This window comes from Vibrio injensis (genome assembly GCF_001895205.1).
GTDB lineage: Bacteria > Pseudomonadota > Gammaproteobacteria > Enterobacterales > Vibrionaceae > Vibrio > Vibrio injensis.
In genome coordinates this window covers 202031-214209 of sequence record NZ_BDJF01000025.1, presented here as the reverse complement: position 1 = coordinate 214209, position 12179 = coordinate 202031, and the positions used below count along the sequence as shown (strand labels likewise).

Genomic DNA, 12179 nt, shown 5'->3' with positions numbered 1-12179 from the left:
TTAACAATGTCGAGTGAAGGTTTATTCATAGACCTTAATGGATTTTATTTTAAAGATAGTAAGCTTAATTATCTTAGCCTTGCTTCACAGAATATTCTCAGATGTAAATTCTGAGAAAGTTGTGACTATTTATTTCAGGGTATTTTTTTATTAATAATGAAATAATATGCTTTACGTGTAACGTCGCTCTTGGAACGTCTGGGTTAGTTATACCTAAACAGTAGGCTGGTGATAACAAGGTAGGGCAGTATTTATTTTTTAGTAAAATAAAAAGAAATATTATGCAGTTTTGATAGTCAGCACGAAAGGTTGAATTAATCGCTGCTTGTTTGATTTATATCAAAAATAAAAAGGGAGCTATTGCTCCCTTTGACACTCGTTGATCTGATGATCAGAGGAAAATATTCGCTAAGACTAAACCAAAGCCGATACTGAAGATCATGCTCAATAAACCAGGTAGCATAAAGCTATGGTTAAAGATGTACTTACCGATCCGAGTTGTCCCCGTGCGGTCAAAATCAATCGACGCAATGATTGGGCCGTAGTTCGGAATAAAGAAATATCCGTTAACCGCGACGAATACGGCAATGATCACTGCTGGTGGTAAGCCTAAGGTAATCGCAACGGGTACCAATACTGCTGTGGTGGCTCCTTGGCTATTGACCATCACTGATAGTCCAAATAGGGCAAAAGCAAAGGTCCATGGCGCAACTTCTACTAATCCCGATACGGCTTCTTTCACCATATCACCGTGACCTGCGATGAAAGTGTCACCCAGCCAAGCGATACCGAAAATGGCTACGATTGCGCGCATCCCAGCGTGGAACACCGAGCCTTGCGTAATAGTATTACCGTCTGGTTTACAAATTAGGATGATCAGAGCTGCGATCGATAACATCACGATTTCAATCGTATGCGCCATACCCATCGGTGAGCCATCAAAGTGCGGACGCAAGCTAGGAATCGCGCCCATAAAGACCACGATAATCGCACCAAATAGGAATAGAGAAACCGATGTTTTTGCTTGCGGAGTAATTTGAATCTCGTCGACTTTAACCTCTTGCTCCATTTCTGCACGGAATTCTGGGTCTTGCAGACGGCGCTGATATTCCGGGTCGTCTTTCAGCTCTTTACCGATTTTATTGACAAAAATACAAGCGCAGGCAAGACCGAGGAAAGTACTTGGGATGGTGACGATCAGTACGTTACCTAAAGTAATGCCTTGTGGTTCCAAGAAAGCAACTAATGCAACCACGGCGGCCGCAATGGGGCTAGCCACAATCGCAAATTGTGACGCGATAACTGCCATACCAAGCGGACGCTCTGGGCGAATACCGCTGCGGCGACTGACTTCTGCGATCACAGGTAAGACTGAATAAGCGACGTGTCCGGTTCCAGCCATCATGGTAAAAAAGTAGGTGACTAATGGGGCGATGAAAGTGATATGGCGAGGATTTTTACGCAAGATGTTACTGGCGATTTTGATTAAGTAATCCAAACCTCCAGCGGCTTGCATCGAGGCAGCGGCCGCTACCACTGCCATGATCATCAACATGACATCAATCGGGGGACTGGTTGGACGCATACCAAACACAAAACTGAGAATGGCAAGACCAATCCCCCCCATGACACCTAGTCCGATACCACCAATCCTTGCACCGATTAGGATACATCCTAATACGATAAGGAACTCAATTATGAACATCTTATACTCCTAAAAGATTATGGGAAAATCCGCTTTATCGCCCAGTGTTATCTTAACGCGAGGCTATGAATTCATAGGTTTATCTTATTTTTTAGTCGCAATGGAAGGTAGCCAATACTTTTGATGAATTACCATGATTTAGAATAAGTTTTAGCGACTTTCCATTTGGCAAAAACCAAGAAGGCTCTGAATCAGAGCCTTCTTGTGGAGTAAATTTAATTACTCGTAACGTTTTGCCTTGTATTTAGGGTACATCAAGTTGTCGACTGAGAAAATATCATCCAACTCTTCTTCGGTGAGCAAGCCACGCTCCAGCACGACCTCACGGACACTTTTGCCCGTTTCGGCACAGATTTTACCCACGATGTCACCTTCATGGTGGCCGATGTAAGGGTTAAGGTAAGTGACGATACCGATCGAGTTAAATACATAACCTTCACAGATCTCTTTGTTTACCGTAATGCCATCGACACACTTATCACGCAAGTTAACACAAGCGTTAGAAAGTAAGGAGATAGACTCGAACATCGCTTGCGCAATCACAGGTTCCATAACGTTAAGCTGCAATTGTCCCGCTTCTGCGGCGTAAGTAATGGTGTTGTCATTACCGAAGACTTTAAAGCACACTTGGTTAACCACTTCAGGAATGACGGGGTTAACTTTGGCCGGCATGATCGATGAACCCGCTTGTAATTCAGGCAAGTTCAGTTCATTGAAACCTGCACGAGGGCCAGAAGAGAGCAAGCGCAAATCGTTACAGATTTTTGATAGCTTCATCGCTAAACGTTTCAGCGCACCATGAGTCATAACATAAGCGCCACAGTCGGACGTCGCTTCAATTAAATCTTCCGCGGGCACTACTTCTAGGCCAGTGACTTCACCTAAATATTTGATTGCCAACGCTTGATAACCTGGTGCAGTGTTCAAACCAGTACCAATGGCCGTCGCACCAAGGTTAACTTCTAATAATAACTTAGAGGTATATTGTAGAGCGCGGATCTCTTCATTCAGCGTCACAGCCCAAGCATGAAACTCCTGACCAACCGTCATAGGTACCGCGTCTTGGAGCTGAGTGTAGCGCGCCGAATAAAATGGGATGAGCTTACGCTTATTTTGAGACGGTATTTTCTAACTTTTCACCCCGCCTAAACACAGCGCTGCCAAGCAGCTTTCTTCTGATGCGATAGCTGTCCGCATGACTGGCATGGCCAAGCCAACTATTAACCCTCTGCTTGACGTCTGAAAAGTCGATTAAACCGTCCTTAAACTGCGTTTGAAGCTTCTTTAATTTCTTGTCCATGCGCTTCACTGAGTCATTGCGTAGGCGGCGGTGTGTCGTCCACATGCGGTAGCCGAGAAAGTCCAGGGCGCGACCGTGCTTTATGCCCACTGGAAATATCTGAGTTTTGTTGTTCAGCTTCAGGCGCAGGCGGTCCCATAGCCACTGCTCAATTACTTGGCGCAAGCCGTGAAGGTAGGCTTTGTCGTGGTGGACTATGAGAAAATCGTCCATGTAGCGGATGTACCTGCGTGCGCCAATGTGCTGCTTAACGAAGGTGTCCAGCTCATGCAGGTAGATGTTAGCCCAAAGCTGGCTTGTTAAGTTGCCAATGGGCAGTCCTGGGTACCAGCTCTCCATGATGTCATGGCACAGTTTTAGGGTGCGCTTGCAGCTTATGCGCTTGGCTAGCAACTCCATAAGCACCTCGTGGTCAATGCTGGGGAAGTATTTGGCCACGTCCGCCTTGAGACAGTAAGCACGGCCATGCGTCGCCTGGACCTCTCTGAGCCATTGCTGGGCTTGGTTGGCTCCCATGTGCATGCCTCGACCGGGTCGGCATGCGTAACTGTGGTGTATGAATCTGCGCTCCCAAATATCCTCTATAGTGCCGATTAAAGCATGTTGAACCACGCGGTCCCTAAATGGCAGCGCGGCCACAAGGCGCACTTTGGGTTCGAAGACGTGAAAGGTGCGGTATGCTCCTGTTTCGTACTGGTCCCAAATCAGCTCGTTCTGCAGCTGTATTAGCTCACCCTCCAGGTCGCGCTCGAAGCGAAGCACCTCAGCCCGGTCTCGTTTTCCGCGCCTGGCGCGCAGGTAGGCTTCATGCAGATTGTCAAACTGGTAGATTTTTTCGTATAGGTTATTGTAAGTCTTCAATTTGCTTTCCTTGGAGGCGGTATCGCAGGATGTTCGGAAACCCTACTAGCCCAGCGATACCTATTCATATTTCGGCACTTGGCCGAGGACTAAGCGCCCTTTTGAAGGTGCGCTGTCGGTACGGCCTTAACCAATACCGCTTCTGGCTTACCTCAAGAGCGGGGCGGAACCCAGTGTTCGTGTTCGTGTTCGAACGCGCGTTGTTCAGATTCAACGCGGCAAGCCCGGCATTCGAGCCATTGTTCCAGTTGCCGCCACGGCGCGGGAAGCGCTGTAGCACTTAGCCCTTTTGCTCTCACTTGACTTTCTTAATCCAGCTTCCGACGATGCGGCCAATTTCGTCTAGATGTCGCGCCCATACTTCGTATTTCTTGAATGGGAGCACCCCGAGGTCTTTGGCCAGTCGGATTTCGCGGCGCAGTAGCTCCAGCTCTGCGTCGACGTCCTGGAGCGTTGTTTTCTTGTGGTATCGCTTCGCTAGCACGATGACTAGCCGCAGCAGCCGCCACATTGAAAGGCGCAATTCCTGGCTAAGGACGTGGCGCTCGCTTTTGGGGAAGTGCTGCACGGCTTGGTACCCGTACTGAATCATTCCCTCGACTTTTTGGACGATTATCAGGTCTTGCATAATATTAATGGGGTGCGCTCTCGCGCACCCCAGCAGGCCTCATGTTGCAGGGTTTCAGGATACAAAAGCGGGGCGGAACCCAGTGTTCGTGTGCGTGCGCGAACGCGCGTAGCTCAGAGCCAACGCGGCAAGCCCGGCAGCCGAGCCATTGTTCCAGTCGCCGCCACGGCGCGGGAAGCGCTCGCCATTAGTGTTGATATAGAATCGACCCTGCATCTCTGTTTCAGTGTCAGGGCTAATTAGGAGGCGCTTCATAAGCTCGCTTTCCGTGTAGCCTGACTGCTTGCTTAGGGTGTTCCAGTCTTGACTGATCGATGCGTCAACAGCGTTACCAGCGCTGTTTTGAAGGCGCGGAGATCCACCCTCATTTGACACGTAATGGTCCTGCGAGATCCAATCACTTTCAGCCTTGTCAAAGGCGTTATCCAGTGTGGTGATAATGCGGCCATCCTTAGTTTTTAGCAGGTCCTGCCACTCCCATACGTTACCCACTAAGTCAGCAATACCAGACAGGCCGCCATCGTGCCGCCAGCTTGCTGGGCCGCCGCCAGTGGCCGTGCGTCCGGTTCCGCTGGAAACGCCAGGCGTTCCACCGTCAGGTCGTACCGCTGTTTCGTGGGTGGCGTCGTGGGCGCGCCCCCAGTTGGTGTTGCCTCGCGGCTCAAATCCGTTTGCCTTGCACCACAGCGCGACCGCCGCCCACTCATGGGCGTTCATCAAATGCCAGCCTGGGCCTTTGTCAACACAAGCGGCCTTGGCGGCATCAAAGTTGATAGAGGTGCGCGGGTCTTTGCCTGGTAACGCTACGGCGCGACCGTCGTACATTGACGCCTGGAACTGACCGATAAAGATTTCGCTTTTCTCTTGGCCGTCCTTCAGGAACGCAGTGGCCACGCCTGCACCTAGCACGCCATCCAGACCAAGGTCTTCATAGCGGAATTTAGGGATGACGTGCATATAAGACGGGTAGCCCTTGTCGTCATACAGGACCGTAACGCGCCCGCCGGTGGCTGCTTCTACCTGCGTGCGCAGGCTGTCGGGGTTGAAAATCATCATGTTGTTAGCTCCTTAGCTGTTATGAGTCCAAAGGGTGACCAGGACTGCGCGCGGGTCGAATGGCACCGCCTCGCGTTCCAGCACTGGCTGGTCTTCGTCGTCGGTTTCACCGGTATCGACTTCGCGGTACTGGCGGGGCGGAATGTGAATGCTCGCGACCTGGTGGCCATCGCCACCTTCGGCGGTCAGGCCGTCTTTGCTTCGCAGGTCGATAATCTGCGCGCTGTCGCCCTGTCGGGCTTCGCAGTCAATTTCCACGCCGTTCACGCTCACGACGCTGCCTGCCTTGCTGATGTCCGGGTGTGGCCCGGCTCCGATGGTTTTAACTCGCATGGTCTTCTCCTTACTGGTTCATCAGGTGCGCCACGAAGCGGACGCGCACGGCGTCAGCCGAGCCGCTGCCATAGACGCGAAATGTGTTGGCGGCGCGGTCTGCGTCGCGGTTAATGAGCACCGGCTTTTGGCCACCGATAAAGCCCACAATATCGAGGCTGAGCTGGTACCCGGCGTTATGCATCACCTTTTCAAAGTCGTGCTGTCGGTAGGCTGGGTCGGTTTGTACGTGTGGCCAGTCAGGCTCAACCCGCGCCACAGTGGTAATCGTCACATTGGTCAGATACTGGTCGGTTGCGCCGGTATTACCTGCCGGAATGTGTAAATCAGCCAGCACCAGAGTGTCTGCCGGTGCTTCTTCATTCGGACCGGTCACTGCCAGGCGTACCCGGTTATTAAGCACGTACAGATAGGCCTGTGCCGTGGCTGAGCTGCTGCCGCTGTTGCCTGGCACGCTGGCCGCATTCTCCTCTGAGTCCACGCCCATTTCTGCGCCGTGCATAAAACACACACCGGAGCTAATCGACAGGTTGCGGCTTGCACTGGTGCTCTTGCTGATGCTGCATCCCGACTTCACACCCCGATTGTAGAGAGTGAAGAAACCTTCTTGATGGCGCACCGTCTGATTGCGGTCTAGCTCGCGGGTTAGCAGGCCCACGTCGGCCAGTGCCAACTCGACAGCCGCCCAAAGTGCGTTCTGGCCCTCAACACCGACGGCATCAAGGCTTTGCTGTGCCTCTTCTAATTTTTGTTTGAGGTAGGCGGTACGATTGCCTAGCTGCTTGGCCTGGACGTTGCTAACGCCGTCCGGGCCGCCCACCACTGGGTCGGTGGTTTCAATTTGATAAACGCCACTTTCCCAGGTGGCCTGCTCTTGTAGGTTCGCCATGCGTCACCCCTCCTAAAACGTGATAGTCCAGACACCCTCTAAGCTGATGTCGTCGTTTTTTTCAATACCCCCGCGCACCTTGCGGCTGAACAGGCGGTTATCGGCGGTAATGAGACCGAACTCCCGAATGGTCAGGCCGTTGGCCTCACTGGTATTCAGTGCGAACTCAAAGCGCACCTTGCCCGCCTCCGGGTAGCTGTGGCCGGTCAGATTGCGCACATAAGCGCTGGACAAGCTGGTGTCATCTGGGTCCGCCGGGGTGCTGCCCACCCCAAAGCCGATTTTGGTAATTGCTGAGCCAGCCGAGTCACCGGCAACCAGTTGAGCCAGCATGGTGCGCGCTTCGTTAACAACCAGGTTCTGGTCCTTCCAGAAGTCGAACAGTTGGCCGTTTTTGAAAATCGCCACCTCCAGCGTGCCGGTGGGCAAGTTTTCTGTGTCCTCTAAGTGCATATAAAGCCCCTTAAAACGATTGTGATATTGGCGCGCTGCCTGCGTATTGCTGGCCGCCCGCATAGTTCAGCCGCCCGTTATGGCGACGCCGTAGCACGATATTCAGCAGCCCTGCATCAACAGCCGGGGGCTGGGTGTCGCCGTGGCTAAGAACGGCTTCATAGCTGGCTGCGCCGTCATAGTGCGCAGCCACCTGGTGCGACTCGTCCAGCTCTGAGCGTAGTCCGAACACCATCTCATCCCACTGGTTGTCGTAGCGCTCGCCAGTCACATCCCAGTCGTGGTAGGGCCTCAGGCCGTCGTGGCGCAGCTCGCCGGTGTGGCGGTATGCGCCATCAAAGTATTGCGGCGCACGCGGTAGTTGAGTGGCTTGGTTATGACTTATTACTCCGTCATAGCGGCGACCCCACGGGCGCACCTCTTCAACCGTTTGCAGCACATCCACGGTCTGGTCGTCCTGTGCCGCTATCACGTCGTCCACGCTGGCCCGATAGGCAACCTCTCGCAGCACGCTGCGCACGTTCTTGGCGCGGTCAATCAAGCGTAACAGGCGGTTTAACTCAGCGCCGCCGACGCCCTTGCCCTCGCCAATATCCGCTATCACCTTAAACAGCGCCCAGCGCGCGCCTCCGCCGTAGGTCTCTACCTGGTCATAAAGCTGGCTGCCGTCATGGGTTAGTACCGGCATGCCTTCTTGCAGCTCTGCGTCGGCATAGCCAGCAGCCCGCAGCGCCTCGCGGACAGCCCAGACGGTGCCCCGGTGCTTGCGAATCTCAGGCGTTGACGCGATCACTTGACGCTTAACTTGCTCTGGCCATTGCGAATCCCACTCATCAACACCCTCAGACCACGCCAACCAAGGCAGCAACTCAGTCGGGCAACTCCACGGGTCCCACATTTCGCGGATAGGTGGCAGCACCTGCTCCTGGCGAGCCAATACCTCGTCCAACTCCTTTTCCAGCTCTGTAGCGTTGGGTGGCAGCAGGCTACTCATCAAGCATTAACCTCCACCGAAACACAAAAGGGCGCTTCCGTGTCACCGCACAGCACATCGGCGACAGGCTCGGTCATGTCTACATGCTCCACACCCTCCACATACAGGGCCGCCTGCATCGCGTCGCGTATCATGTCCACGCCCAGGGAGTGCCGGGAATCGGCATATTCTTGCGCGGCTTTTTCTGCGGCCATCCGTACAACCTCGGTGTCCGGCCCAGGGCGAACGGTCAGTGTGGCCGCGACCTGGTAGGTCTTAACAGTTGCGCTGAACACCTGTACTAAGTCATTCAGTGGACGCACCTTTTGTGGCTGCAATGCACCATCCACGGTAGCGACCAGTGCTGCCGACGCCTCGCCAGTTCCCTCGCGCGAAAGGACAGGGACACGAACCCGGCCAGCCCCGCCATTCAGGGCCTTTACGTCCTTAACGTCGCCGCTGGCAGTTAGAGCATGGAAGACATAAGAGTCTTCAGAACCCGCCGTAGTAAAGCGGTCCGGTGCAATCAGAAGGCGGCGCAGGTAAGCCTCATCCGATTCATAAACAGGGGGCGGCCCTTGCTCCAGCATCAACCGCTCAACACCAAAGCGAGTAACGCCTATATGGTCCAAATCAGGCCCCTGGGCGAACGCCAGCAGGAGGTCGCGCACCTTGTCATTGGCGCGCTGCCGCATCAGATATTCTCTGTATGCGCCCACCTGCACCATTTTTGTCAGCGGCTCACTCTCCACCTCGAGAACAGCTTCAAGGGCCGGGTCCTTGCCGATAAGGTCCGCCTTCCATTCAGCCAAAATAGCCTCATAGCTCAGCTCTTCGATAACCTCCGGCGGCGGTAGGCGGCTTAAATCAATCGCACTCACAGCTCCAGCCCCTCCAGTCGTATGTACTCATTGTCAGGCAAATACAGCCCCTCAACAGTTATGGTTATGCGCCCCTCGGTAGGCTGTACAGCCTGAACGCGGCGCAACTCGAAGCGAGGCTCCCAGTCCTCCAGTGCCTCTGCCGTGGCCGCATACAGATCAATCAACAGCGCATCATCCACAGGCCGGTCTATCAGCTCCGGCAAGCGCGAACCATAGGTGGGGCGCATCACCCGCGTTCCGAGCGGAGTGCTCAGAATGTCCTGAATGCTTTGCCGCAAGTGCGCCACGCCAGCCAATCGCTTGCCTGTATCCTTATTCATTCCCTGCATTGTCACCCTCCGCCCGTATCCGGGTATGCAGCCCACGACCGTCCAGCACGTGCTCCGCCCGCTCGGTTCGGTAGCTGCGGTCTATACCCTGGCGAAAACCAGTAAGCTGCACCGGGGTGCCCGCCGCCACCATCGGATTGCCTGGCAGGTCTAGCGTCAACTCAACAGCCCCGCGCTCAAATGCCCTAAGCCTGGCCTCTGCAGCACTTCTTGCGCTGTCCGCGTCCGGGTACTCTCGCCGCACACGAAAGACCGGCTCGCCTTCTCCAGCCTGAATTTCTACCTCTTCACCCAGCTCTGCGTCATGGTAGTGAGCCACGACAGATGCATACCGGGAGCGCTCAGGCATTACCACAGAGCCGCCGCTAATATCTTCCGGCGTAATCGTCACCGGGTCCGGTTGACGCCCATCCGCTGTACGCATGTCAGAGCGAGGCAGCACCAATAGCCGACCACCGGCAGGTTTGGCCAATGCGTCATGGTTACGAGCCAGGCGCATCAGTAAATTCAGGTCGCTTTCGTCTATCTGGTCTACGTGCTCCAGCTCTATAGCCGCCAGCTCATCGCTAACCCGCGCCTCAAACCCATGCTCGCCAGCTATTTCCTCCACCATGTCGCCCAGAGTTACCTGGTGCCAGTCGCGCGACCGCGGCTCCCGCAGGCTTGCGCGCCTGTCTCTGGCTGTATCGGAGTTACTGAAGTTGGCCGCTCTCGCAGTAATCCTCATCTGGGCAGGCACAAACGTAACACCCACCTCATCGACCACATACAGGCCCATACCCACTGCATCCGCGTCAAATCCCAGCCAAACTTCCAGCTCCACGCCCTTGCGCGGCAGCTCCACTACACCATCCCGATCATCAATCACAATCTCCAGGGTGTCCGAATCCTCGCCCGCCTCATCAATCACACGCAGACTCACCAGCCGGTCCCGAATAGCGGCTGTTATATCTGAGCCATCGGCGGTAACGCGGAAAACAGGCTTCATCAGTCCCACAACCTCACAGTCTTACGCGCCTTGGGTGGCGAAAGCTGCGGCAGCTTAATGCGCACACCCGCAGCCAGTACCGGCCCCAAATCAGCCAGCCCCCGGTTTGCATCCAGCACCTCCTGGACCACATCCACACGGCCATAATGGCGGTGGCAAATCTGATCCAGTCGGTCTCCGTCCTTCGTTCGATACACAACCATCAGCGATCATCCCCATAAAAAGCGATTGTCAGGCGAAACTGCTGGCGGCGCGGACGGCCCTTCTCATCAATCACGCTTTTGGTTTCCTCTACGCGCTCAATCACCCAGCGGCCATGAATGCGGCCCTCGCCATCCACCAGCAACAGCGGGGTGCCTTGCGCTGCCTCTTCTCGCATAGCATCCAGTTGGCCGGGACCGCCCCGAAAGTGCGGATAAATAACACCCTCAAGGTCTTGGCGATCATCACCAGGGCCAACGAACTGCCGGGCAGGGGTTCGGCCAATCCGCTCCTGGCTAGGCCAGCGGTAATCAGTGACCCGCCGCAACTCTTGGTAAGCGGCGCGGTCAACGCTAAAACGGTAATCACCTAGCCCTAACATCATCTCAATTCATCCCGTCATATAACTGGCCACGACGTTGCCGAGCCTTGGCCTCTTCGGCCTCTTCAATTTTGCGCTGCACCAACGTAGCTACCTCTTCTGCATCCATACCAGGTGCAGCCTGTACGCTGATCTGGTAGTGATTGCTAATTTCTACCTTGGCGGGCGCTTGCGGCGCGTCGGCTGCTGCCGTAGCGGGGGCCATCACGGCACTGGCTGCAACCAAGCCTGCACTGGCAGCCTGCCGCGCCGGGGTCAACACCTCGCCAATCTTTGCCCCCACGTCCACGTTGCCGCTCAGCAGCTCACGCGCACCGGACCACACGCTTGAGAGAACGCCGCGCAAACTCTGCCCCAGCACTTCCTGCGCACTTTGCGCACCCTCAGCAAGCGTGCTGGGAATGGAAGCGCCCGAGGCGGTCAGGTCTGATAGCGGCCCTGTCTTTGCATCAGAAAACGGCAACAGCTCGCGAACCTTACCCAGGGTATTGCGGACAGCATTAACCGGAGCCATGGCCACACTTTTTATGCCATCAACCAATGTGCCCAAAATGGCCCGCCCGCTCTCGCTCCAGTCGATACCGGAAAGCCAGTCAGTGACAGCACCAAATCCACGAATGAGAAGCCCAAGCGGCGACCACTGAAATACCGTCTTTAAACCCTCCCAGGCAGTGGAGGCTGCGCCATTCCAGTCCACGCCCGTCAGCCACTCACGCGCAGCACCAAAGCCGCGCGAGACCAGGCCAAGGGGCGACCAACGGAAAACCGTCTTAACCCCATCCCAGGCAGTGGAGGCTGCGCCACTCCAGTCCACACCCGTCAGCCACTCACGCGCAGCACCAAAGCCGCGCGACACCAAGCCAAGGGGCGACCAGCGGAAAACCGTCTTAACCCCATCCCAGGCTGTGGAGGCTGCGCCAGTCCAGTCCACACCCGCCAGCCACTCACGTGCAGCGCCAAAGCCGCGAATCAGAAGCCCAAGCGGCGACCACTGAAATACCGTCTTTAAACCCTCCCAGGCAGTGGAGGCTGCGCCACTCCAGTCCACACCCGTCAGCCACTCACGCGCAGCACCAAAGCCGCGCGACACCAAGCCAAGGGGCGACCAACGGAAAACCGTCTTAACCCCATCCCAGGCTGTGGAGGCTGCGCCACTCCAGTCCACACCCGCCAGCCACTCACGTGCAGCGCCAAAGC

At 55.2% G+C, this 12179-nt stretch carries 14 protein-coding genes and 1 pseudogene (1 of these 15 cut by a window edge); all 15 read right to left on the bottom strand.

Annotated features, from left to right (window positions below; translation table 11 throughout):
- Positions 1 to 391 precede the first annotated feature (391 nt).
- Positions 392 to 1705, bottom strand: a complete 1314-nt coding sequence (locus tag BSR11_RS11825; RefSeq protein ID WP_072670556.1) for an anaerobic C4-dicarboxylate transporter family protein — start codon at positions 1703 to 1705, stop codon at positions 392 to 394.
- 219 nt (positions 1706 to 1924) lie between these two features.
- Positions 1925 to 2779: pseudogene (locus tag BSR11_RS11820) on the bottom strand (lyase family protein); the annotation flags it as partial.
- A gap of 34 nt (positions 2780 to 2813) precedes the next feature.
- Positions 2814 to 3866 carry a reverse transcriptase domain-containing protein gene (locus BSR11_RS11815; protein WP_072670555.1) on the bottom strand — a complete coding sequence of 351 codons (1053 nt, stop codon included), beginning with the start codon at positions 3864 to 3866 and terminating at the stop codon, positions 2814 to 2816.
- Between the two features lie 295 nt (positions 3867 to 4161).
- Entirely contained in the window at positions 4162 to 4494 is a 333-nt protein-coding gene (gene avd / locus BSR11_RS11810) for a diversity-generating retroelement protein Avd (protein WP_072670554.1), read from the bottom strand.
- A 54-nt stretch (positions 4495 to 4548) separates the two neighbouring features.
- Complete coding sequence (locus BSR11_RS11805) at positions 4549 to 5550, bottom strand: hypothetical protein (protein ID WP_072670553.1); 1002 nt, start codon at positions 5548 to 5550, stop codon at positions 4549 to 4551.
- Positions 5551 to 5562: 12 nt separating this feature from the next.
- Positions 5563 to 5883 (bottom strand): hypothetical protein, encoded by a 321-nt coding sequence (locus BSR11_RS11800; protein WP_072670552.1) that lies wholly within the window; start codon positions 5881 to 5883, stop codon positions 5563 to 5565.
- Positions 5884 to 5893: 10 nt separating this feature from the next.
- A complete protein-coding gene (locus BSR11_RS11795) occupies positions 5894 to 6772 on the bottom strand; it encodes a hypothetical protein (protein WP_072670551.1) in 879 nt (292 codons plus the stop codon).
- A 12-nt stretch (positions 6773 to 6784) separates the two neighbouring features.
- Positions 6785 to 7225 (bottom strand): hypothetical protein, encoded by a 441-nt coding sequence (locus BSR11_RS11790; protein ID WP_072670550.1) that lies wholly within the window; start codon positions 7223 to 7225, stop codon positions 6785 to 6787.
- Positions 7226 to 7235: 10 nt separating this feature from the next.
- Positions 7236 to 8219: a phage tail protein I gene (locus BSR11_RS11785; RefSeq protein WP_072670549.1), complete on the bottom strand. Its 984-nt coding sequence runs from the start codon at positions 8217 to 8219 to the stop codon at positions 7236 to 7238.
- Positions 8219 to 9079 (bottom strand): baseplate assembly protein, encoded by an 861-nt coding sequence (locus tag BSR11_RS11780; RefSeq protein ID WP_072670548.1) that lies wholly within the window; start codon positions 9077 to 9079, stop codon positions 8219 to 8221. Before BSR11_RS11780 ends, BSR11_RS11785 begins: the two co-directional genes overlap by 1 nt.
- Entirely contained in the window at positions 9076 to 9411 is a 336-nt protein-coding gene (locus BSR11_RS11775; RefSeq protein ID WP_072670547.1) for a GPW/gp25 family protein, read from the bottom strand. The genes BSR11_RS11780 and BSR11_RS11775 overlap by 4 nt, the downstream gene beginning before the upstream one ends.
- Entirely contained in the window at positions 9395 to 10399 is a 1005-nt protein-coding gene (locus BSR11_RS11770) for a contractile injection system protein, VgrG/Pvc8 family (protein WP_072670546.1), read from the bottom strand. The genes BSR11_RS11775 and BSR11_RS11770 overlap by 17 nt, the downstream gene beginning before the upstream one ends.
- Entirely contained in the window at positions 10399 to 10602 is a 204-nt protein-coding gene (locus tag BSR11_RS11765) for a tail protein X (protein WP_072670545.1), read from the bottom strand. The genes BSR11_RS11770 and BSR11_RS11765 overlap by 1 nt, the downstream gene beginning before the upstream one ends.
- Positions 10602 to 10985 carry a phage tail protein gene (locus BSR11_RS11760; protein ID WP_072670544.1) on the bottom strand — a complete coding sequence of 128 codons (384 nt, stop codon included), beginning with the start codon at positions 10983 to 10985 and terminating at the stop codon, positions 10602 to 10604. Before BSR11_RS11760 ends, BSR11_RS11765 begins: the two co-directional genes overlap by 1 nt.
- A 1-nt stretch (position 10986) precedes the next feature.
- A protein-coding gene (locus BSR11_RS11755) for a phage tail tape measure protein (RefSeq protein ID WP_439951151.1) crosses the window boundary here: on the bottom strand, positions 10987 to 12179 show its 3' end. Its footprint extends 1948 nt past the window's final position; only the last 1193 of its 3141 coding nucleotides appear in the window; its start codon lies off the right edge, out of view; its stop codon occupies positions 10987 to 10989.